This window comes from Pseudomonas hygromyciniae (assembly GCF_016925675.1).
Lineage (GTDB): Bacteria > Pseudomonadota > Gammaproteobacteria > Pseudomonadales > Pseudomonadaceae > Aquipseudomonas > Aquipseudomonas hygromyciniae.
Genome location: NZ_CP070507.1, coordinates 164,199 through 186,338, shown reverse-complemented (window position 1 = coordinate 186,338; position 22,140 = coordinate 164,199). Strand labels below are relative to the sequence as shown.

The following is a 22,140-nucleotide window of genomic DNA, read 5'->3' as shown; positions in this document are numbered from 1 at the left end:
CACACTTGCCCCGAGTGTTGGGGCCTTTTTTTGTGCCCGCGGAAACCATAACGCCCTTGGAGTGGCACACCAGAACCCCCTGGAGTGGTGTTACGCAATCTTCGCCCTTACTCGAAACAGGAAGCGACCTCGATGCCAGCGCCTCACTTATCCGCCTTCGACCACTACGAAGAACCGCTGCTGACCCGTGCCCAGGTGCGCGAGCTGCTCAACGACTTGCCCCAGGCGCTCGGCGCCGGCCTGAACGAGCGCCTGAATGCCACCCTGAGCGCCGAAGCCCCAGTGCCCTTTGGTGAGGCCTTGAGCGAACTGTGCGCTTACTTGGACGGCCTGGAGGGCCCCGGCACGCAGTCCTTTGAACAACTGATCCAGCCCAAGGCCTACGCCATGAGCGGTTGGAAGGAATGGCGCTCCGGTTGCACCGCCCTGGCGGTGTGACATGAGCGCGCGTGACAGTAACGCACCGCATTACGCTGCCGCCCTGGTTGAAGACTGGGCGCGCGACTGGGTACTTGGGCCACGTTATTTGGAATGCCGGCATTGCGAAGGGCGTCAACCGTTCGACAGCGCGGCCAGGGCGATTACGTTTGCCTGGCATAAAGAGAAGTGCCCGAACTTGATTCGCGGCGAACGTTACCCCCTGCAAGTGCTACGAACCGCGCTAGACACAGTTAGCCCGGTGCCAGCATGAGCGCCGCCGATCAACTGGCCGGGGGCCGCTGCCGCCCCTGGTGCGTGACCACGCGCTAAAACGCTTGGAGCGCCTGGAGCTTGCCTAGGATGCCTGCACCGTGCGCCTGGCCCTGGAACGGGCCGAGGGCTACGCCGAAGGCCTGGAGGTCATCTGCGGCCTGAATCCGGCGGACCTTGAAGCGCTTTATATCGCCTTCGACAACACCGGCCGGGCGCGCCTGCAGGAACTTGAGCAGTGATTGCCTGATAGCCGTTGGCTACACGCCATGGGCGCGGGCGGCCTTGTCCAAGGTTTCCGCGAGGATCTGCGCCGAGGTGCTGATTGCGCTGTACAGTTTGTCAAGTTCCAGGCTGGGCGTGCTGGAGGTTGTGCGTTGGTACTCAGCGTGCAGTCGGCGGAAGTCAGCCAGCGTTTCAAGCTCAAAGGCGGACAGCTCCAGGGTGATAGCCATAGCGACTCCGTGTAAGGCGTAACGGAGAAAGTTCAGACGAAAAAAAACCGCCTTAGTAGGGCGGTTTTTCTTTGCAGGTCCGGTTAGTGGCCGGGCTTGCATGCTCACAGGGAACACTAGCGTTCGCTGATCCTATCGAGTTTACGGTTTAGCGTAAATAAATAATCGTTATTAATGATCAGCGGGCGACTTTCTCGAAAAAATCCATACCCGGCAAACGCCCGGCCGCTGGGGCTTTTGCCTATATGTGTGCGTTTTTGGGCTTCATTGAGGCCATCCGCCGCAACACAAAGCCCGTTTTTGTTCGTATATTGCTAGTAGTTCCGCGTTCGTCAGCCTTTGAGGTTGGCCGGGCATGCGCGAGAATTTTGGACCTCCTGCCACGGGCTAGTAATCCGTGTCGGGTTTTATGCAGGAGGCCCTTAGCCCTGCCGCCTCACAGGGGACACTAGCGTGTTATCCCAAAGGTTCGCGTATCCCGATAAGCGCACTGGAGGTTAGGCCCAACTACTGGAGGGCCGCAGCATGTTTAAGTTTTTGAAACGTGCGTGGGACTTCGTGGTGGTTTGTGTGCGTGTTCATCACGTATACGAAATGCTGCGAGACTGTCTTGATGACCAGTAAAGGCTGATAGGTTGGACCGTTCTGGCTTAGGCCAGGGCGGTTTTTTTTGGCACTCGCAAAAGCGCTGGGCGCGGAGTGTCGAATCCGAGGCGGAGTTAAGACACAAAAAAACCGCCGTTGGAGGGGCGGTTTATTTGTGCTTACAGAATTGGAGTTCGGTATGCGGTTCGCTGAAAGCGCTGACGAATCGATCATAAATTACGTTTCGACCGTTTAGCAATGGCTAAGCAGTTCCGTTTGTGGTTGGTTTTTTCTTTCATCCCAAATCACGACGGCGAATTCGGCGTTGATTTGCATCATTCAAATCATGCTGAACGACTTGGAACCCCGCGTAACTACGGGCGATATAGACGGATTGAGCTGTGATTGTGGAAATTGACTAGAACGTCATGCCAGGGCCGCGTCAAGAAAAAACCGGACGGATGGTTATAGGGGGGTTCTATATTTCAAAAAAGCGCGAAAGTGCTTTTTTCTTCCCGCTGTTTTGCGGTATTACGTATATCCAAGGGCATGTATTGCCCTGGCCCCTTCACCGCGTCTGGAAAACGCGCCGGGAGGGAAGGGCCGACAAACACCTGGCTCGCTGAAAGCGCTGACCCCTTTCAGTAGAACCGCTGCCTTGCCCGGTAAGGGCGGCGGGGCCAGGCTTCTTTTTTGAGGAAGCCGCCTATGCGTCTTTTCAAATTGAGTTGCCGTGCGGCGTGGGAAAGTTTCTGCGCGCTCATCAAGGTCGCCCAAGGCTACCGGGTGTTGACCTGGCTGCGCGATCACTACGACGACATTTGACCGGAACAGGCCCCGCGTAAGCGGGGTTTTTTAGCTGTGGAGGCTCAATATTTCTGGGCAACCTAAAGCGAGGAACGAAGGTCTTTAGGCCGCAAATTTGCGTGATGCTAGAAGCTTGCAGGCCACACTGTAAATAGGCATCATTGGTCAGCCGAAAGGTGCGTAAGCTGCGCGCTACTGCAGCTCAAGAATCTTCACAGTCCCGATCGGGGCTGTTCAAGTATGCGTAAGTCCATTTGACCTATGCTACCCCCCAGAATCAATCATCCACGCATGAGCGTAGATGTTTGTCCGTGCCACGCACGGGTCGTTAGCTGCGACTCTAATCAGCTTAAAAACCTACCCATGCGGGGAAACCCGTATGGGATTTCTCCGCTCTGAAAACTGGAGTTGAGAATATGAGCAATACCAACGTCGTCGTTAATCTGACCAAGTTTAAAACTACACGTGAACTCGAATCCTTCGGGGTTTGTGATCTAACGAGTTGGAAGGAATTCCAGGAGATTCGTAATCTCCTTTTCTTCCCGGTGCTGCCAAACAAGGAAAGTATCGCAAAGCGTGTTATGCGCCTTGCTGAAATTGCCCTTGCTGAAGCAAAGAAGACTGGAGCAACTACCATTTTGGTCAGCTGCCCGCCATGGATGATGCATTCGTTGTGTGCCGAGTTGGTTTATCACGGGCTCACACCAGTCGTAAGCTTCACTAAAAAAACCAGTGAAGACAGCCTGTCTGTCATCGACCTAGTAGTTGCTGCGTAAACCGCACAAATAAATCGCCCACTGGGGGAGTCTTCCCCTATGGGGATTCTCCTTTTCTTGGGCTACTGCTTTCGAGAATGGAGAATTAAAAAAATGCAATTCAACGCACATGTTGAAATGAGTGAGTTCGGATTCAATACCAACGCGAAAGCGCCTGGTTTTGCTGATGGGCACCAGTGGATGCATCACGTCGCTCCGAAGAACGGAAAGTATTTCTTCCGCGAGATGTTGGTCAAGCCGTTCATGGGTTGGCTTTACGCTCCGTTTGGGGATAGTTTCATGCTCATCGGCGCAACGGGGACTGGTAAGTCATCGCTCGTCGAGCAAATCACTGCCCATCTCAATTGGCCTTGCATCACCGTTTCGGCTCATAGCCGAATGGAAATGCCAGAGCTTACTGGTTACAACCTGCCTGTCACCGATCCGGTAAGTGGTGACCTAAACACGAAGTTTGTGGATGGGCCGCTTACCCAAGCAATGCGACATGGCTTCGTATTCGTAATCGATGAATATGACGCCCTTGATCCGGCAGTTACTGTGGGTTTGCATGCTGTTACTGAGGGGAGGCCCTTGGTGATTGCAGAAAATAACGGTGAGGTCATTAAGCCGCATCCAAACTTCCGGTTCGTTGCTTGTGGTAACACAGCAGGGCAGGGTGATGCTTCAGGAGTATATGCTGGCACCATGCAGCAGAACTTGGCATCGCTGGATCGATTCAGAGTCCTTGAGGTTCCGTACCTTGATGAAGCTGATGAAGTACAAACCTTAATATCTACTTTGCCAATGCTACCTGTAGATATGGCAAAAAATATGGTTAAGGTTGCGAACTCAATTCGTAACCAGCATAAAGGATTAGGTGGTAATTACCTGAGCGTCACAATGTCCACACGGACATTGCTTCGTTGGGGGCGTATCTCTTGTGGATACACTCATCAACGCGCGTCTAATCCCCTTCAACTTTCACTGGATGAATCGTTGCTCAACCGCTGCGATCTAGTTCAGAAGACAGCAATTCGTAAGATCGCCGAAAGTGTATTCGGTGGCGATTGGAAAGCTGCTGTGTAAAAAACCCTAAGGGGGAATCTCCCCCCCAAGGGCGCGATTCCCCCTTTTTCATGCATGTGAGAAAGGAGAATCGTGAAATGTCCATTCAACAGAGTGAGATCAAAGTCCTTGACCAACTATTGCTGGTCGATCTTTCCGGCATCCATCTATGGACTGCTAGGAAAAAACTAAAGCCTGAAATGCTGGAGGGTAAGATTCCTCCTACAATTTTGGCTTCTCTGGGATCGATGCGTGTAATCGACCCAGATAAGCTAAAACCGTTCGAGAAGATCAAACGGCAGGCTACGAAAGTAGTGGAAGAGTGTGGCGTGAGGTTTCTGGGTGGCTATGCCGTATCTCAGGACAAAATTCAGGAGGTTGTAGACCGACTGGAAGTGCTCAAAACGCAATTCTACGACTTGAAAAATAACTTTCTTCCCAATTACGAACGCTGGATCACTGAGTGGATCAATAAGGGCTGGGAGAAGCAGGAGTGGCGTGACGCTATCCGCACCTCGGTAACACCGAAGGCGCAGGTAGACGCTGGGATGCACTTTGGTTACGCGGCATGCCGTGTTTCCCCAGATGGTGACAAGCATCTCTCAAACACGCTGGGTACTCAGGTCCGTGGTTTGTCAGATCAGCTGTACGCTGAGACGGCAGATACAGCCGAGCGCTTGCTTGAAACAGGCTTGGCCACTCGTGGCCATGTCACGCAAACGACGCTGAACACTGTACGGAAGATCAACGCCAAGCTCCGCGGCCTGATGTTTCTGTCCAGCGAGGTCCAAGCCTTAACTGGACACATTGAGGAAGTCCTAGCGGCTCTCCCAAAGTCGGGTGCGGTTAATGGCTCTCAGTACAACAGCGTTGTAGCCCTTGTGTCGGCCCTCTCTGATGAGGAATCTATCAAGCGGCTGATCAAAAACCTGAACATTGCCAACGATCATCAAGATGTATCGATGGCCTTCGTTCCAGCATTCCCTTCAGTTGAGTCGGCCGTCCCGGCTGGTGTTGAAACTGAGGCTCCCGCAGCAGTAGAGATCGAAGCCTCGATCGACATCGTTGCTGTTGTTGCTGTACCAGCTGCAGAGGTACCCGCAGACGCTGTATCGAGGGATGAGGAGGAGCTGGGCGTAAGCGAAGCTTGTCCGAGTCGTCACGACAGCATCAACGAAGTATCTGCAACATTCGAGGTAGCTGATCCTGCTGAGTCCGTTCCAGGGGAGCAGACAGATCCGCTCTTCGTAATCAATTCGTCCGAACCTGGTATGCCCTTCGGCACATTCTGGTTCTGACATCACAAACAAACCCTGCGTGGGAGTAATCCTCCTCGCGGGGTTACTCCTTTTTGCGGTGGCGAGAAAGGAGATAAACGATGAGCAATCAATCCCTGGTCGGCACTCTGCCGATCTACGCACAGCACCTGGCCGAGTTAACTGGGGTCACAGTGCATGTTGAGGGCGTCCAGGCTAAGACAGATGGAAAAAATGTATTCGTCCCATTCACTGACGACGATCTGCCGCTGTCCTTCGGGTACATCGCACACGAATGCTCCCATGTCCGCAACACTGACATGGGCTGCTTTCGCGACTCATGCTCGACACCCTTCCGCAAGAATCTGCTGAACATTCTTGAGGACATACGCATTGAACGATTGAGCATGGATCAGTACCCAGGTACTGAGCCGGATATTCGCTACCTGAATCGAAAGGTTCTGCTTGAGCCGTTTCGGCCTGAGCAGGTGGATGAATGCCCGGCGCTTCATGTGATTCACAACGGAATTCTCTACGGCGGTTACTGGCTACTCCAGGAACCGCAGCTTGAGGTTCCAGCAAAAGCCTACCTGGCCCGTATGGAGACCCTTCTTGGTAATGACCTTACGGATAAGATTCTTACCCTGGTGAAGAACACCCTGGCGTGCGAGAGCACAACAGATGTTCTCGGTCTGGTGGACGCGATTATCGACCTGCTGCCTTCGCAAGAGGATGAGCAGGGAGATGAGCAACTGCAGCCCGAGCAAGGTGCTGAGGGTGCTCCTCAGGACTCGCAACAGTCGGGTGGAGGCGATCAGCATCAGGAGCCTAAGCAAGCTGGTGCGGGTTCAGATGATCAAGGCAAAGAGGAGGGGCAACCCGAATCCAAGCAGGAAACATCTGATGGAGGCCAGTCCGGCTCCAAGCCCCAAGACCAATCCCAACCAAGTAGCGGCAGCGATGCCGGTGTAACCTCGCATTCCAGCAATGGCAGCGGCAAACCTTCCCCAGAAGCCAGCAACCTGCGCGAGCAGGCCAAGGATGCAACTGAAGCCGACCTGAAAGGGTTGATCTCGGAAGTAGGCGACAAGGCGGGCGAGTTGCTAGGCCGTAATGCAGTGCGCGACGGTAATCCGGTCCGACCATTCTCTCTGGATGGGAGGGGGAGGAACCGATCCGATGAAGCGAGCGTCCGCCGTGTGCAATTGGGCATCGAGCAATCGGCAGGTTTGCGACAGTGCCTCAATGGGCTGTTACAGGCGCATGTCGATTGCCGTGTTCGGCTGAAGCGGCAGGGCAAGCGGATCGACACTGGCCGTATCGCCATGATGAAAGGCGGCGAAACGCGGGTGTTTAGAAGCAAGTCTCGAGCAGAGCGTCAATCTGCATCTATCCAGATTCTTCTCGACAAGTCGGGGAGTATGAAATCTGCGATGGATCAGGCCGAAGCCGCAGTCTATGCGGTCCTAAGCGCGCTGGAAGGGCTTCCGCTGGTGACAACCGGCGCGATGTCATTTCCCAACAAGACGAACGATGGCGTTGAGCGCTGCGCATTGATCAAGAGCCCGAAAGAGCGATTGATCAGGGCGGTAAGCGAAGGTGGCTTTGGTGCGAGGTCGGAGGGCCTTACGCCTCTTGCGCAAGCACTGTGGCCGGCTGCTGTTGAAGTTCTTCGTGCGAAGGGCGAGAAGAAGATTCTTTTCGTCATAACGGATGGGGAACCGAACGCAGGCACTACTCATGCAGCTAAAGAGTTTATTCAGCGGTGTGAGGTCAGCGGCATCGAAGTCATTGGACTTGGTTTCGGAAATGCCAAGGAGCACATCCTGAAAGCATTGTTCAGCCAATACCGTGCTGTTGGGGAGGTTGCGAATCTCAAGAACTCGCTCTTTGAGCTTGTCCGCGAAGCATTAGCCGCCTAACAAATAACTATTCAACCCACTAGGGGCATTCCCTAGTGGGAGGCCTCTGTCGGTTTGAGGAGGTCTGAAATGGAAAATACTGCGACTGCGTTGCCCCTGCTGGATCTGTTTGGGGAACAAGTAATTATTCAGCGCCGTTCTTTTGAGCGGAAACCACGGAGAAAGGCAAGCCTCGCGCGAGTCGTTCAATTTGGATTTCTCGACATTTTGGAGATGTCTGACGCTGAGCTGGAAGCCCTGCAGGCACGAGATGAAATCACTGAAGATTACGTTGATTGGATGCGGGAGTACCTGCTGAAAATCACTCTGAGGCAGATCATCCATCCTCAGGTCAGTGAGCAGAATTGGCGCGAAGCGATGGACTGGGTACTTTCTGACGAAGTTCATCCCTTCAGCTTCCGAGTATGTTGTGAAGCAATGATGTGCGACTTCGAAGATGTGCGCGCTACAACATTGAAAATCGCAGTCAAAGAACTGTTTAAGTAAATAGAAGCCCGATGGGGGGAAAGCCCCTTTCGGGCTTTCTCCCTTTCTGCGTTTCGTTGAAAAGGACAATCAGATGGATGCTTATAAGGATGCCCAGGCCGGCGAAGCCAAGACATTCAGGAGCGAAGCGCGTACGCCTTAGTGCACGCTGAAGAGCTAGCCAACGCAATCTGCAAATTACCCTACCGGGGAACCCCGGCGGGGTTCTCCATGAAAATGGATATCGGGAATGCAAAGGTTTGTTGAAGAAAAAATGGCAAATGTCGCGCCTGTTCCATGCGACTTCATGCTTGGCGATACCGTAACGGTGATAAATGGGTACGGACTCGAAATCCAGGGGAAGACAATCCTTGGATTCGTTCGTGAGATCGATGAGTTTCGGCCCGGGGCAATCATATTCCTGGACTGGGATTGCTACTGGTTTTCAGTAGCACCGGAAAAGCTGAAGCTCGAAAGCCGAATCCGGCGCTCTAAATAAACCACCCATGGGGGAGAAATCCCCCAAGGGGCTTCTCCCTGTCGTATATATGGAGAAGTCGATGAACGCGATCCTTGAAGCTGCTCGTTTGCAAGGTCAGGCCTCGGTAGACCGTAAGGCTTGGGTTACAAAAGGCGACACAAAGGTTCACCTGTGGGAGCTGTCAACAGGAGGAGTCATATACCTGAAGCACTCGCGGAGACATGGTTTTTTTCCGCCGATAAAGCTGGAAGAACCAATGGAGATGGTTGTTGATCGTTTCCGTAATAAACGTGGTCATAAGGTGTTCTCACCGAGTGGGCTTTAAGTGTAAAAGGGGGGCCTTAGGGTCCCCTTTTTTTGTTCTATGTCTTGTTAAAGATTATCGGTTTGGTATCATCGCAGGCACAAAGCTGGCCTAGGGTCGAGCTTTCAAGAACCCCTTCAGTACAGATCCCTCTGTGCTTTGAACTTAGCGCCATGCATGAGCATGTCCGCCAAGGCCTGAGTCGTGTATGCGTTCAGGCAGTGTTCTCATCATTTATAGGGTGAGGCACAAAAAGCAGAGCCACGCTTTCAAACCGGCTAAAAAAATAGCACTTAATTTATCGATATCCAACTTTCTGGATTTTGGTTTTATTTGTGAATAAAAATCCGCGGCGGGGAGGTTTCTTCCCGTCAGGGTAGTGCTCCGTCTGCATATCTTGCTAACGGAAATGCCTATGAAACTATCATCGTTCTTTTCGCAATTGTTGTTGGTGGAATTCAACTTTTCTTTAAGGCAATAGATGCCGGCGTTGGAATTGCTTAGCAATTTAATGCCGAAGAAATAATCTAGGCACGTCGCGTGCTTTGATTCAATAAGACACGGAGCTCATGAGCTTCTGGTTTTATTTAAGTCTTTGTCTCGAAGGAGGTCTTTGCGATGTTTCATGTAAACGCAATTGACGCTGTTCGCAGTGCATCATCGTTGGCAGAAGAGTCGAAATTAACGTATGCGATTTATTCGCAAGAAAACGGCTTTATTGTTGTTCCTCTAGTTCAACCGAATGGCTTGGAGTTAGAGATAATTAAACCCTGACGGGGAATCCCGTTGGGGCTCCTCGTCTTTTTGAGGAGAAAAAAATATGTTCAAGAAAATACTTTTTGACTGGATCAAGGCTTCACTTATGGGCGTGGGCTGCAGCTTACTGGCTGCTGCTTTTGTCTCCATCGTTACACCAGGGACGCATCCGCTTGTCGTATCGTTCTGTCTGGTGCTTGGTGTGGTAATGATGATCGCCGATTTGGTGGTATCCTTGGTAACAGCGTTAAGAAATCCGAAAGGAGAATGAAATGGACTCGATGCAGATGCTTGTTTACGCAATCGTAGGGGTTGTCAGCGTTTTGGCTCTAGCCGGTGTGATTGGTTATGTGGTCGCTGATCGTCTCGACAAGAAACACGGCACGAACATCAAGGCCCACTGAGTCTTCCCGCATGGGTAGACCCAGTGAACGGATTAAAGTCTAGCTTCGGCTAGACTGCTGCGTGGTCACCCTCCGTGGGTGATCCACCAGAGTCCTTCCGTGTGAAGGGCTCCGGGGATCACCCACACCTGGAGAGTTGAACATGACCGCAGCAAACGCACTATTTTGCCAAAAACTTCAAGAACTGATGGTCGAGTCTGGACGGGTGTTCAAAGTCCCCGAGCAGATCGCCAGAACGGTTTCATCCTCCGATCCTGATACCCGGTTCGTAAAATCATGGGCGGTTATTCACCACCTGATTCCGAGTGATGGCCAGGTCTTAGTAGCACCTGAGGCATGATCAAAAATATAGCGAGCCCCGGCCGGTGACCCACCAGTCGGGGCTTTGCTTTTTCAGGCGATTTTGTTGCTTGAAACCGACCCATCACTTTCAGACCTTCACATAGCATCGAAGCATCCCCATTTTTGGACATGCGATCGATGCGACAACCATTGAAAACAACACTGAGACGAATGGTCAACGTGACTGTTATAGGGTTGTACCTTAACAGTATGACGTTCACGGCCTGGGCTGACGCAGTGACGGCTGGGTCTTCAGCAGGGCAGTCAGTAGGCCAACAAGTACTCCAGGCTTTTGATGGTGGCGACGCCTCCGTTACTCTTCAGGATCTGTTCCCTGATCTTGGAGATACAGCATCACTGGAAAAGGTTTACGGGGACGATGTAAAGACCATTGATATGGGGATCCAGGCGAATACTCGTCTTAAATCCGAGAGCTCGGCCGAAGGCGATGCTTATAGAACGTTAATCGACAGCGGTAACCGACTTTCTGTGGACCTCTCGAAAGACCCTATGCTTAACCAGGCAGATAAAGTTAGATCCCCTGAGTTTATGGACGGCTTCAAGCAAAACTTCTCAGATTGTAAAAGAACAGATGTTTTTGAAACGGTAACCAAAAACGCCCATGTTGCAAATTACAAAACCTGCGAGCGCGTGGTTGATCAAGGCGGTAGCGTCGAATTCACACATGATTATAAAGTGGGCGTTGTCGAATATGTATCTGGACAGCCTAACTTTCAATCCTGTGGTGTAGGATGTTTATATATCTGGGTAGGAACCGTAGGTGATAACTACTGGAGTGGGCAATGCAAGATCTTTGAGGAGTACACCAGGTTTAGGGTGCTCGCAAAGGATTCAATTATTTCAGCAACAGTAGATAATGCGGTTTTCGACGACTACTTTGAAGTTGTGTTTGACGATAAAGTGCTATGGTCTCATACACCAGGAGTGTTTCCGCCCGAAACGGCAGGAGGCTGTGAGCGTAGCACTAACTGGAATGTATCTCCTGGCGCAGACATAACAGACAAGTTTACAGAAAGTAATGATGTGATTACGTTCAAAACCAGGACGTCCGTTACTGGTCGCGGTGAAGGGTATGCAAGAATCAAAATAATATATGATCCGGCTAAAGCGTTCGTTGATAACGGTTGGGGGCCGAAAGAACGTCTGCCTATGTTCAACATGATAGATGATGGGTTTTGTAAAGACTCTCAAATATCCTGCACTTCCATGCCAGATGTAGACGCTAATGGCTGTATTGAGAAGAACGGTGCTCGCGTTTGCGGTTCAGATATGACCTCTTCGCCGCACTCAAGTATTGATCCTCTGTGTGAAAAGGCCACAGTGAGTGCCGAGTGCTCATTTTACAAAGGTCCGATGGAGTGCTATAGGGATGCTAATGGAAATGAACAGTGCCCTACGAATGGCGCAGAAAGTTGCGGCGTGAATCATGATATTAAAATAGCCTCACAAGCTTTGGTAGGGCGTTTTGCTGCCAACGGCAGAGACATAGCAACTGCTGAACTTGATTTTGTTGCTGGTACATGGAAAACGATTTCACCCTCAGACGGAACACTTTTCAATGGGAGTGTATCCAAAGCTGATTATAAGGAATATTGCACAGATAAGGTTAGTCAGATTGACTCAATGGGAATAGGTCTATGGCCAGAGCATGGGCTCGGAGGCATACTCGATACTTCGATCAATCAAAGAATAATACAGGCACCAACCTGTGAAAATGGGTTAAAAGCAATAATACAAATACAGGACACCAAATCTGATGGCGATTTGGAGTTTGTGCTCTCCGGAGAGGTTCGTTTTAGAATGGGCGGCCGCAAAAACTGAGTGCAACACCTGACCTTTCCGGTACGGTGCTGCCACTATGTCCTATCACGAACTCAGTATCCCCGAACGTGCGACCCTTCAACTCGGCCTTGCCCAAGGTTTCAGCCAGCGGCGAATTGCCCGGATGCTCGGCCGCTCCCCCTCGACCATCAGCCGGGAGCTGCGCCGCAACCGGGCCCCCTGGCACCCGCTACCAGGCCTGTGCTGCCCAGCAGCAGATGCAGGTCCGCCGCCAGGTCTGCAGGCCTCAGTGCAAGCTGCTGCCGGGCAGTGAGCGCTTCGAGCTGGTCGTCCATATGCTGCGTGAGGGTTTGTCTCCCGAGCAGATTGCCGGCAAGCTGCGCAGCATGAACATACCCAGCCTCAGAGAGGCCTACGTCTGCCGCGAGACGATCTATAACGCGATCTACGCCCTGCCGGTCGGTGGCCTGCGCAAGGAGCTGATCATCTGCCTGCGCCAGGGCAAGACGAGTCGCAGGCCGCGCTCTGGCGGCGTCGATCGGCGCGGCCAGATCCCTGAAATGCTCAGCATCCACGTGCGCCCGCCGGAGGTCGAAGACCGGCTGATGCCAGGCCATTGGGAGGGCGACCTGATCAAGGGCAAGGCCAATGCCTCGGCGGTGGGCACCTTGGTGGAGCGTACCAGCGGCTACCTGATGCTGATCAAGATGGCCGACGCGACGGCGACCTCGGCGCTGGAGGGCTTCAGTGCGGCGCTCAATGGCATGCCGCTGGCGGTGCGCAAGAGCATGACCTACGACCAGGGCCGGGAGATGGCGCGGCACGCCGAGATCACCCAGCGGACCGGGGTGGCGATCTACTTCTGCGACCCGCACAGCCCCTGGCAACGCGGCAGCAATGAGAACATCAATGGACTGATCCGCCAGTACCTGCCCAAGGGCACGGACTTGTCGGTGCATAGTCAGGAAGCCCTGGACGCCATCGCTTTGCAACTGAATATGCGACCGCGCAAACGCTTCGACTTCAAATGCCCGATCGAGGTGATGGGCGAAGTGATGCAAGAAGCCGTGGTGATGCGGCATGATGCTCCCGCTTCAATTCAATAACCGTGTTGCACTCAGATCCTGCAACCGCCATGTCTAAAATCGAATCTGATGTCTGGACACCTCAAAGCTGTGTTAATCAGGGTAAAGCAGTTCTAAATGGCGAGTGTACATCGGGCTCGATTAAAGTGACTAAGGGGGTCGAAAGTGAAGGCGAATGCGGAACCATAGCAGGAGTCCATATTTGCCCAGGCTCGCCCCTTTATGATCAGATCAAAGCCAGTCCTCTAGGTACCTCACGCTTAGCCGAGCAAGTTAGAGTTACTGGGTGTGGAACTACATCTTCGAGAACCAACACCTGTACCAAGTATGAAGAAGATCCGAGTTGTGGGTTTATTTCACAGGGATGTATAGAAGGCACTAAAGGTGAAAGCGGTAGTTGTTATGCCTTTGAGGAGATTTGGGACTGCGGTTATGACACGAGTTATGAAACGATTGTTAATACAGGCTCCCAAATTGACTGTCCTGGTGGGGCACGCTGTATGGGTAGCGAATGTTTTGACACCTCGAATACGAAGAGCGGTGACTTCGCCTATGCCGTTGCCATGCTTCAGGTCGCTCAATTCGCAGAGCACGACCTCGATTGTGGGGGTGACGGTACCGACATCAACGAGGCTAATGAGTGCAAGATTTTCAAAGGCGATGCAATGGAGTGCAAGAAGGCACTTGGTGGTTATGTCGACTGCTGCGAAGCTCCCGAAAGCGTTAGCATTTTCGACTATGTAAACCTGACGATGAATACTCTCAAGATGACTAGTTCGCTTGAGGCACTCAACAGAACAGGTAGTTTGTTCTCTCCTGGCTACTGGGCCGCCGGCAGTAACGCAGTAATGGCCGCCGGTACTTCTGTAGTGAAGGGCCAGTGGGGGACAGTCGTAGATGCTGCGACAGGCGCTTTCGAGAAGACTCTCAGCGGCACCTTAGAGCAAACAGCTTTGAGTAAGTTGCAAACCTGGCTCATGCAGAAGGCTTACGATGCAATGGTAGAAATGGGCGCAGGAGCCGCGGCTGACGCTGTGTTTGCTACCGGTGCTGATGGTGCGGTTACCGGCCTTGGGGCTAATGCTGCGATGGTGCTGAATATTATCGGCTGGGTGTACATGGTTTATGTGATTGTCGATCTGTTAATCAACATCATATGGGAATGCGAAGAGAAGGAGTTCGAGCTGGGCGCTAAAAAGGAAACCCGCCAATGCCACTTCGTCGGAAGCTACTGTGCCTCTAAGGTATTGGGCTCTTGTGTTGAAAAAAGGGAGGCATATTGCTGCTTTGGATCGGTGGTTGCGAGAATCATCCAGGAGTCCGCTCGTGAGCAGTTGGGGCTCGGTTGGGGTGAGACCAAGACACCTTCCTGCGAAGGGATTACGCCAACTCAGATGGCGAAGATGGATTGGACTCGTGTCGACCTTTCAGAGTGGATCGGGATGTTAAATTTGGCAGGAAGACTGCCGACTGCTTCTACGGTCTCACTTGAGGACGTAACTGGCGGCGGTAGCGGCCTTGGTGGTCTATCTGAAGGGACCAAACGGCTTAACACCCTGGATCGGAACCTCGAAAGACTGAATGGGTTCGATGTAGACGGAGTTAAAAAACAGTATGAAAAAGATCTGAAGTAACTCTAAGGCATAGAAAAGCCCCGCATAGCGGGGCTTTGTTTTTCATGTGTCAGCTACTTACCGATGAAGTACTTCGCCTCCCCCTGATTGAAAATAGCAGCTGGAATTGAGTTGTTCCGTAGCTTTTGGCCTGGATGGTAGATGTAGATCCAAGCGGGTAAGTTGCGCGAAGCGAGAAGCATGGCATCTGACACCGTCATCCCATTTTTTGAGGCGTCCAGGACGAACTGATTGTCGCGGATGAAGATGGGTCCGTATGCTGCGGCCGACTTCAGAAACTCGGGTGCTGGGGATGGTGCGTCGGTAAATGGGATGGGCCTCTCAGCGTAGCTATCAGCCAAAGAGGCATAAGCCCGGGAATGACCATCGGGATATTTACCGACATGCATTGGCAGCTTGGACATGCCCTTCACGAACACCCTGTTACGAGCTTCCTCTACTTTCGCCAGTGCGAGAGCCGATGCTTCCGCTGGGCTGGACGCTTGATCAGCAGGAACCCAGGCGACAACCTGTGTTGCATGCGAAGGGTCGCTAGATCCGCCAAGGATCATAAGACCGAGACTTGCGCTCGCAGCAGCACCTCCACTAAACCCGCTGGGAGGTGCCGCCAGACTCACACCAGCAACAGCAGCATCAGCACCTGCTGCCGCAGTGTTGCCAGGTGCAGTGCTAGCAAACGACTCAGCCTTTTCACGCGGCACGTCACGCTGGCCAGAAATCTTCATGGCAGTCAAAACGTGCATCGCATCAGACCATTTTTCCTTAGGTACTGTCTGCGGATCGGGCAGTTGCACGGATTTAACCTTCTGCGGAGAAGAGCACCCGACCAAGAGGGCGATACCCACAGCTAGGAACCCAGTACGGATCGATATGTTGCTGTTCTTCATTGTGAAACTCCCTTTTTCGATAGCCATAGATTACCGTTTTCGGCGGTGATCCCAAGTGAAGTCAAGCGGCTTAATGTGCTATCAGGGCATCTTTCCGTTCTGGATGCGCTGGTAGATCTCTTCGCGGTAGATCTTCACCTCTTTCGGCGCATCAAACGCCAACCTGACTGTACCGTTCGCAGCCTTAGTGACGATCACCTGTATGTTGTCACTGAGCCGAATAGACTCCCCAACCTTTCGCTCAATGTGCAGCATCACTGGCTCCTCCGGCTTCAGCCGTATTCTGGCTGGCCTCGTACTTATCCAGGATCTTCAGCAGCGATTCCGCCGCCTTTGAGTCAAGCCGCAACTCATGCTGTGCATCGCCTCCGTACTTGAGCTGATGTCGCAAGCTTCCTGTAAGGCCGCTCAGTGCGCTGAACGCGCTCATTGCCTCCTTAGGCGTTACCTTGAACTTACCAAGCGCTTTGTTGGCGTCTGAGCCCGTTGGGCGGGCGCGGCCTGAGGCCTTCGCACCTTCGATCATCCCCAGCAGCTTGGGATATGCGTTCTGCCCAGTTCCTCGCAGTTCCGCCAGAACATCGATAACGGGTGATGCTTTAATTAAATCCTCTCGGACGAGTTGTTTGACATTCTCTTCTGCGTTGGCGAGCAGCAACAGTCGCTCAACATGAGTGATGCTCCTGTTCATGCGATCGGCGATCTGTGCTGGGCTCCAGTTTTGCCCGGCCAGGCGTTTGTAGCCTTCTCCTCGTTCCAGCGGCAGCAGCTCTTTTCCTTCGCTGGTCTTGATCATCATCACAACAGCGTCGGACTGATTTCCTTTGAACTCGTTGACCATCAGGCCAGGAAGGTTTGCACCGCGCCCATCAGCAATGAGAGCGCCAGTTAGGCGATGGTGACCTTCGCGAATAACCAGGCGTGGGTTGCCGTCGATGATCTTCAATTCGGCGACTACCGGGGGCACATAGAGGCCCAGCTCATAAGACTTTGCGAAGCCTTCGGCATGGTTAGGATCTATGGGCCTCAGATTGAAGCCTTCTTCGATAGCAAACCAGTCAAGCGGTGCGATATAGATATTGTTGCGGATCATCTGTTCGTCGCGAGGAACACCAATTTTCTTCAGGTACTCGTCCAGTTGGCGAAACGATGCAATGCGGGGTAAATCGGTCATGGCGTATCTCCCTGATACGTTTGTTGAGGTCAATTCAGTACATCACTGCTGTCGAATATCCCAAGCACAAGAAAAACCCCGCCGGAGCGGGGTTGCAGTCGTCGACTTCTAGGTGAAGCCGGAAAGTGGCCAAGCCGTTCCTCAAATACCAGCCGGCTATGACCGAGAACACCAGCCCTGCGCTCAGGTCAGCGGCGATAAAGACCTCTTCATTTGCAAAGAGGGTGTATCTATTGGCTGAAATGGGATCGAAAACCTCTTCCCAGCTATTAGCCCTGCGTATTACGTGGCAAAGGTAGGCTCGAGCGTGTAGCTGCTGAGTCATGGCGTAACAATCGCACGAAGGCGAACGAATGCCGTCGGCAGCAAGCCGGCAGGCCCTTTTATTCAGACTTTTGAGCACCGATCTCCTGAACCGTGGCCGCAGAAGGGGGATCCAACTTTTCCTGGTTGGGAGTCTCGTCGCGCATTTTTACCAGTTGCTGCATGGTTTGTAGGAGCACCTGTGTGCTTTGAGCACCTTTCACTAGCAGTTTGTTACCTGTCAGGTTGTCGACGACGACAGTGGCTGGCGTGCCGGTCACACCCATATTCGTGCCTTTTTTCACCTGGTTGTCGATCAAGACCTGGTACTTGCCGCTTTCCATGCACTGACGGTAGGCATCCAGGGGAGCACCAACTTCCTGCGCAAGACGTTCTACGTCCTCGACACCTTGACCATTCAGTTGGGTGCGAGCGAACCACTCGCCAGTGAAGGCCCAGAACGCTTTATTGCCGGCAAGCTCTGCTACACACTCAGACGCATGAGCTGCCACTTCGGCTGCTGGGTTGTGGAACGCTAGGGGGTAATGCTGCCATTCCCAGTTAATACGCCCTTCGGACTTGTCAGCCATTTGCTTTGGCGTGTCATGGAAACGCTTGCAGTAAGGGCATTCCAAGTCACTGAACTCAACCAGAGTGAACTGGGCGTCCTTGTTGCCGTAGATGTGGCGACCTTCAATAGACGTGTCAGATGCGCCGCTCCATTTGGAAAGGATTTTTGCCTTTGCAGCGTTGATCTTCTCGATCTCACGATTCTTGAGGGTTTTGTCTACTGCCCCTGGTAACTGCTCCTCAAGGGCATTCTTCACAGCCATGTCGGTGTAGCTTTGACTCATGAGGGAAGACACTCCGATAGCAACGGCAGAGGTCACGAGGGAAACGCCAATGGCGGTAGCGAGAGTGGGATTGAATTTAGACATGAAAGATCACTTGTAGGAGGGGGAAAGAGACTGTTTCAGGTGAAGTGGGACATCCTTTGGGGTGCCCTCAACGAGAATCACCCACTCCTCGTAGCTCAACCGTTGCGCACCTTTGCAGAGCTTGTTCCGGACGGTTATGTACTCGTCAACTGAACCGGCCGCGTTAGCCAAGGTAACGATGCGCTCGCTTGCCGCGGGTTGGCCCAGAGCGAAGGTCTGCGCCACATTCGTAGAGTCCGCACAGTTGGCCTGGTACACGGAGGAGGGGACAGAAACGCTATCGTTCGTTGTGAAACGTGCTTGCAGTTCTGGGTGAAGTTTCCCTGCAGTGATCTCGAGAACGTCGAGGCTGCCAAGAACTGGTTGATAGGCAGGCTTTCGCAGCGCTGCACCGCCTCGGCCGGTATGCCCCCAGCTAGTGTGGTATTCGCGCATGTCAGGTTCGTAGCTTGATACTTCGAACGCTGTTCCCAAGGCAGGGGGTTCTGGCTTGTTGGCACAACCCGCTGTGATCGCCAAGCCAATGGCCAGGCCTAGCGGCAGGAGAGATTTAAGGTGGTGCATGGTTGATCCTCAGAGGCTGGTAAGTACCATTTTCCTCCGTACAGAAAAGGGGATGGCCCGTTTTCAGGACGAAAAAGCGACTGAAAAAACGTCGACACAAATCCCGCTTGCCATTGGATTCTGCTTGTTGCAGACTTTCTATTACGTCGAGTACATCGGCGTCATAAATCCCGACTGCATGCCTTGCAGTCCATCCAGGCCCAGCGCCTCATGGTTGAATCTCAGCCATCATGAATTCCCAGATTAAGTCAGCCCACATGTGTGGATTGATTTAGTCATGCGCTTCGTCGCATGGTCGGCTTGTTGGCCGTCTCAAAAGTACAACCAAAAAAACCATGAAAAAACAAACCCCAACGGGGCAGCTATTGCCTCCGTCTGGGGTAATGCCGCCCCGTAGTTCTATCTAAATGGAGAAATACTATGGCTCGCGGCGTAAATAAAGTGATCTTGGTTGGTACCTGTGGCCAAGATCCAGAAACTCGCTACTTACCTAACGGTAATGCAGTGACCAATCTCAGCCTTGCAACAAGTGAACAGTGGACTGACAAACAGACAGGACAGAAAGTCGAAAAGACCGAATGGCACCGTGTTTCTTTGTTTGGAAAAGTCGCTGAAATCGCTGGTGAGTATCTGCGTAAAGGAGCGCAGGTATACATCGAAGGTAAGCTTCAAACACGAGAGTGGGAAAAAGACGGTATTAAGCGGTATACCACCGAAATTATCGTCGACATGCAGGGCAAGATGCAGCTCCTGGGTGGTAAACCAGATCGGAGCGATTCTCAAGGTCAACCCCAACAGAGTCGCCCTCAACAACGTCCTAGCCAGCAACAGCGTGAACCGGCTCCTCAGCAAGGTGCAGGGTTCGATAGCTTCGACGACGACATCCCTTTTGCCCCTATTAGCCGTTTGCTACTAAACATCATCTAATTAGGCAAAAGCCAGTCAAGAACTAACGCACCTACGGGTGCGTTTTCTTTATAGAAAGGAAAATGATATGAGCGATAACTTCCAAAACGCAGTTGCAATCATTGCGAAGCAAGAAGAAAAGTTTATCAAGCTCGTGGAGTCGTCGAAGACTGACGTTATGTTCAAAAATGAGCTGCTTTATGCATCGCAAGCCATGATGAACAACGACTATCTATGCAAATGTGCGACGTCTAACCCACTAAGCCTTAGAAATGCGTTTAGCCAGGTTGCGGCATACGGACTGACCCTCAATCAATCTCGACAGCTTGCTTACTTGGTGCCCCGAGATGGGCAGGTGGTATTGGATGTGTCCTGGAGGGGCATGGTCAAAGTCGCCGTGAACGACGCTGCAATCCGTGATTGCATCGTTGAATTGGTCTACTCGAAAGACAAATTCGAGTACAGAGGTAAGCGGCAAAGCCCTATTCATACGTTCAATCCCTTCGACAAGAAGGCTGATCGTGGAGAGTTTGTAGGTTGCTACGTCGAAGCTTCTCTGCCTGATGGGCGAGTGCACGTTGAAGCGGTTACCGCTGATGAAATCTGTGCCGCACGTGATGCTTCCGAGCTGTGGAAACGGAAGAAGAAAGGCCCCTGGGTCGACTTCGAAGATTCCATGCGCAAGAAGTCTGCTATCAAGATCGCAAGAAAATACTGGCCTCAAACCGGCTCAAAGCTGGACGGAGTGATTCAGTACCTCAATACAGACGCTGGCGAAGGATTTTCTACCAACGATGTGCCAGTCGAAGTTGTTGAGCGATTTATGGGCTCTGCTGAAGTGGTGGAACCTGAGCCGTTGCCGACCTCTAACCAGGCAGATCAACACTTAGAACCCACATTGCAGCCGGAACAGACCGCTAAACCTGGGGTTGCAGAACCTGCTCAAGCAGATGATGTGATTGAAGGTGAAGTTGTCCGTGACGGAAGTCAGGTGCCGCCGCCAGCAGATCTATCCGACAAGGTGATCAAGAAGGTTGCGGAGGTCGTTCGGCGAGCTCGTGACGCCAAAAGTTGGGAGCCCGCACTCGAGTACGTTTCGACGTGGCCTGTAGAAGCTCGGAATTACGCAGTAACCCAACTGAAATCTGCGCAGTACGCTGCTCATTCACAAGGTGATTGACGCTAAAACCTCTATGAGGGGCCTTGTTGCAAAGGGCGTCTCGAACTGACCACAACCCTGCGGGGCTTTCCCGTTAAGGGGCTCCGTGTTCAGAAAGGAACCAACAAGATGGCTGACTTGATCGTCTTCATCCTGACCCTATTGCTGCCGTAAAGCGTAGGACAAAACAACTCCCTGACGGGGCACATCCCGCCAGGTGATTGCCCTTCGTCGCTCCCTATAAGGAAATTAAGTGATGAAAAAAGTGATCGTAATTGTAGGGGCCGCTGCTGTACTAGCGGCTCTGTTTCTCGTCGGAGTGGATCTGAATAATGAATTCAGTGATGCATCTGCCGAGGAAATAAAATCTGTTAGCGCCGAGTCACATTGCTCTCGACAACTGCTACTTCAGGCAAATCGAGAGGCTCGAATAATTCGAGTTCGCGACCTCGATAAGGCCAGGGCTCTTTGCGCTAGGATCGACCAACAAGCTAACGGCTTCTAACGAGAGCAGTTGTTCTGGGAAACCAAGACACATTGCTAAGTAGAAATCTGTATTCGTTTCACCCTGAGGGGGCATCCCCTCTCAGGGACGGTGCCTCTTTTTCAGGGTTAAAAATCTGAGAAGGAGATACACCATGCGGACTTACATCCTATCGATGGTCGTTCTGGGCACAAAGCAGAAGACGACCTTCCGTTGCGAAGCAAGCACTTTCGGTGAAGCGATCGACAAAGCAGAGAAAGCTCATCCGGGTTTTTTTGCCGTTCTGAACAACTCCCCTGCAGGAGAGCAGAACAATGCGACCGTCAACCGTTAAGAGCCTTAAGGACTCCCTTGCTAATTGGGGGGAGAACAAAGAAGAGGGTGGTGCGTTCGCCGAATACGCGGATGAAATGATCGAGCAATTTCAGGTGAAGCTCATTCTTCTGGAATACCTGCTCTGTCAGTTTTTTATACATGGAATTGGCTTAACGCTGAAGCACCGGAGCCGGGAAGCCTGGGGTGTTCTGGTCCCTGACGCATCAGAGCAAGGGCGCTTCAGGTGGCAGGCGTTTCAGAGTGATGGCTTCACTGGCCATTGCACACACGACACGCCAGAGCTTTGCATAGGCGACATGCTTGACGATGGTTATGCGCTTCTCGATATGGGGGCGCTTGATCGAGTGTCTGGCACCGCTGAATGGAAGCGTGGCATGGAGATCGTTGCAGTGATTCAGGCTTGCAATGCAGGTCAGTTGAGCTTCGAGGATGCCATGCGAAAGCGAACAGAAATCTACTCCCGCTATGCGAAGGCTGCGTAGGCGTGAGGGTCACGGGAGCACCAGTGAAAAAACATCCCCTGAGGGCGAAAGCCCTCCGGGGGTTCGCCTTTTCGGGGGTACCACTTTGGTTTTCGAAC

General features: G+C 52.5%; 26 protein-coding genes and 1 pseudogene. 21 read left to right on the top strand and 6 right to left on the bottom strand.

Annotation, left to right across the window (positions count from 1 at the left end):
* The first annotated feature begins 132 nt into the window (after window positions 1-132).
* The 3 genes from JTY93_RS28440 to JTY93_RS28430 all read left to right on the top strand — a co-directional run bounded on the left by JTY93_RS28440 (window position 133) and on the right by JTY93_RS28430 (window position 932).
* Window positions 133-438 (top strand): hypothetical protein, encoded by a 306-nt coding sequence (locus tag JTY93_RS28440; protein ID WP_099168935.1) that lies wholly within the window; start codon window positions 133-135, stop codon window positions 436-438.
* Between the two features lies 1 nt (window position 439).
* Window positions 440-691, top strand: a complete 252-nt coding sequence (locus JTY93_RS28435; protein ID WP_169990594.1) for a hypothetical protein — start codon at window positions 440-442, stop codon at window positions 689-691.
* 100 nt (window positions 692-791) lie between these two features.
* A complete protein-coding gene (locus tag JTY93_RS28430) occupies window positions 792-932 on the top strand; it encodes a hypothetical protein (RefSeq protein WP_169990593.1) in 141 nt (46 codons plus the stop codon).
* Window positions 933-950: 18 nt separating this feature from the next.
* Here JTY93_RS28430 and JTY93_RS28425 read toward each other — a convergent pair whose 3' ends face one another.
* On the bottom strand, window positions 951-1,145 hold the full coding sequence (locus tag JTY93_RS28425) for a hypothetical protein (RefSeq protein ID WP_099168934.1): 195 nt from the start codon (window positions 1,143-1,145) through the stop codon (window positions 951-953).
* Between the two features lie 1,808 nt (window positions 1,146-2,953).
* Between JTY93_RS28425 and JTY93_RS28420 the strand changes: the two genes are divergently transcribed.
* The 13 genes and pseudogenes from JTY93_RS28420 (at window position 2,954) to traN (ending at window position 14,809) form a co-directional block, all read left to right on the top strand.
* Complete coding sequence (locus JTY93_RS28420; protein ID WP_047229952.1) at window positions 2,954-3,313, top strand: hypothetical protein; 360 nt, start codon at window positions 2,954-2,956, stop codon at window positions 3,311-3,313.
* 93 nt (window positions 3,314-3,406) lie between these two features.
* Entirely contained in the window at window positions 3,407-4,378 is a 972-nt protein-coding gene (locus JTY93_RS28415; RefSeq protein ID WP_099168933.1) for an AAA family ATPase, read from the top strand.
* 77 nt (window positions 4,379-4,455) lie between these two features.
* Window positions 4,456-5,655 carry a DUF3150 domain-containing protein gene (locus JTY93_RS28410; RefSeq protein WP_169990592.1) on the top strand — a complete coding sequence of 400 codons (1,200 nt, stop codon included), beginning with the start codon at window positions 4,456-4,458 and terminating at the stop codon, window positions 5,653-5,655.
* A gap of 80 nt (window positions 5,656-5,735) precedes the next feature.
* Window positions 5,736-7,535 carry a VWA domain-containing protein gene (locus tag JTY93_RS28405; RefSeq protein WP_169990591.1) on the top strand — a complete coding sequence of 600 codons (1,800 nt, stop codon included), beginning with the start codon at window positions 5,736-5,738 and terminating at the stop codon, window positions 7,533-7,535.
* A 69-nt stretch (window positions 7,536-7,604) separates the two neighbouring features.
* A complete protein-coding gene (locus JTY93_RS28400) occupies window positions 7,605-8,021 on the top strand; it encodes a hypothetical protein (RefSeq protein ID WP_169990590.1) in 417 nt (138 codons plus the stop codon).
* Between the two features lie 229 nt (window positions 8,022-8,250).
* Window positions 8,251-8,499, top strand: coding sequence for a hypothetical protein (locus JTY93_RS28395; RefSeq protein WP_169990589.1), 249 nt, complete (start codon window positions 8,251-8,253; stop codon window positions 8,497-8,499).
* A 61-nt stretch (window positions 8,500-8,560) separates the two neighbouring features.
* The gene (locus JTY93_RS28390; protein WP_169990588.1) at window positions 8,561-8,806 is read left to right on the top strand and encodes a hypothetical protein; all 246 of its coding nucleotides are present in this window, start codon (window positions 8,561-8,563) and stop codon (window positions 8,804-8,806) included.
* Between the two features lie 799 nt (window positions 8,807-9,605).
* Window positions 9,606-9,812, top strand: coding sequence for a hypothetical protein (locus JTY93_RS28385; RefSeq protein WP_169990587.1), 207 nt, complete (start codon window positions 9,606-9,608; stop codon window positions 9,810-9,812).
* Between the two features lies 1 nt (window position 9,813).
* Complete coding sequence (locus JTY93_RS29710; RefSeq protein WP_262379181.1) at window positions 9,814-9,945, top strand: hypothetical protein; 132 nt, start codon at window positions 9,814-9,816, stop codon at window positions 9,943-9,945.
* Window positions 9,946-10,087: 142 nt separating this feature from the next.
* Window positions 10,088-10,285 carry a hypothetical protein gene (locus JTY93_RS28380; protein ID WP_169990586.1) on the top strand — a complete coding sequence of 66 codons (198 nt, stop codon included), beginning with the start codon at window positions 10,088-10,090 and terminating at the stop codon, window positions 10,283-10,285.
* A gap of 173 nt (window positions 10,286-10,458) precedes the next feature.
* Window positions 10,459-12,129, top strand: coding sequence for a hypothetical protein (locus tag JTY93_RS28375; RefSeq protein WP_205478264.1), 1,671 nt, complete (start codon window positions 10,459-10,461; stop codon window positions 12,127-12,129).
* Between the two features lie 37 nt (window positions 12,130-12,166).
* Window positions 12,167-13,196: pseudogene (locus JTY93_RS28370) on the top strand (IS30-like element ISShes10 family transposase).
* A 29-nt stretch (window positions 13,197-13,225) separates the two neighbouring features.
* Window positions 13,226-14,809, top strand: coding sequence for a conjugal transfer mating pair stabilization protein TraN (traN, locus tag JTY93_RS28365; protein WP_205480064.1), 1,584 nt, complete (start codon window positions 13,226-13,228; stop codon window positions 14,807-14,809).
* Between the two features lie 53 nt (window positions 14,810-14,862).
* Here traN and JTY93_RS28360 read toward each other — a convergent pair whose 3' ends face one another.
* The 5 genes from JTY93_RS28360 to JTY93_RS28340 all read right to left on the bottom strand — a co-directional run bounded on the left by JTY93_RS28360 (window position 14,863) and on the right by JTY93_RS28340 (window position 18,675).
* Complete coding sequence (locus JTY93_RS28360) at window positions 14,863-15,696, bottom strand: hypothetical protein (RefSeq protein ID WP_169990584.1); 834 nt, start codon at window positions 15,694-15,696, stop codon at window positions 14,863-14,865.
* An 81-nt stretch (window positions 15,697-15,777) separates the two neighbouring features.
* Window positions 15,778-15,951 carry a carbon storage regulator gene (locus tag JTY93_RS28355; RefSeq protein WP_169990583.1) on the bottom strand — a complete coding sequence of 58 codons (174 nt, stop codon included), beginning with the start codon at window positions 15,949-15,951 and terminating at the stop codon, window positions 15,778-15,780.
* Complete coding sequence (locus JTY93_RS28350; RefSeq protein ID WP_169990582.1) at window positions 15,938-16,870, bottom strand: ParB-like helix-turn-helix domain-containing protein; 933 nt, start codon at window positions 16,868-16,870, stop codon at window positions 15,938-15,940. Before JTY93_RS28350 ends, JTY93_RS28355 begins: the two co-directional genes overlap by 14 nt.
* 383 nt (window positions 16,871-17,253) lie before the next feature.
* Window positions 17,254-18,111, bottom strand: a complete 858-nt coding sequence (locus JTY93_RS28345; protein ID WP_169990581.1) for a DsbA family protein — start codon at window positions 18,109-18,111, stop codon at window positions 17,254-17,256.
* A 6-nt stretch (window positions 18,112-18,117) separates the two neighbouring features.
* Window positions 18,118-18,675 carry a hypothetical protein gene (locus JTY93_RS28340; protein ID WP_047229966.1) on the bottom strand — a complete coding sequence of 186 codons (558 nt, stop codon included), beginning with the start codon at window positions 18,673-18,675 and terminating at the stop codon, window positions 18,118-18,120.
* Window positions 18,676-19,095: 420 nt separating this feature from the next.
* Between JTY93_RS28340 and JTY93_RS28335 the strand changes: the two genes are divergently transcribed.
* The 5 genes from JTY93_RS28335 to JTY93_RS28315 all read left to right on the top strand — a co-directional run bounded on the left by JTY93_RS28335 (window position 19,096) and on the right by JTY93_RS28315 (window position 22,042).
* Window positions 19,096-19,602 (top strand): single-stranded DNA-binding protein, encoded by a 507-nt coding sequence (locus JTY93_RS28335; RefSeq protein ID WP_169990580.1) that lies wholly within the window; start codon window positions 19,096-19,098, stop codon window positions 19,600-19,602.
* Window positions 19,603-19,669: 67 nt separating this feature from the next.
* The gene (locus tag JTY93_RS28330; protein ID WP_169990579.1) at window positions 19,670-20,761 is read left to right on the top strand and encodes a recombinase RecT; all 1,092 of its coding nucleotides are present in this window, start codon (window positions 19,670-19,672) and stop codon (window positions 20,759-20,761) included.
* Between the two features lie 235 nt (window positions 20,762-20,996).
* Window positions 20,997-21,245 (top strand): hypothetical protein, encoded by a 249-nt coding sequence (locus JTY93_RS28325; RefSeq protein WP_170058663.1) that lies wholly within the window; start codon window positions 20,997-20,999, stop codon window positions 21,243-21,245.
* A gap of 133 nt (window positions 21,246-21,378) precedes the next feature.
* Complete coding sequence (locus JTY93_RS28320) at window positions 21,379-21,558, top strand: hypothetical protein (protein ID WP_169990578.1); 180 nt, start codon at window positions 21,379-21,381, stop codon at window positions 21,556-21,558.
* Complete coding sequence (locus JTY93_RS28315; RefSeq protein WP_169990577.1) at window positions 21,539-22,042, top strand: hypothetical protein; 504 nt, start codon at window positions 21,539-21,541, stop codon at window positions 22,040-22,042. The genes JTY93_RS28320 and JTY93_RS28315 overlap by 20 nt, the downstream gene beginning before the upstream one ends.
* The last annotated feature ends 98 nt before the right edge of the window (window positions 22,043-22,140 follow it).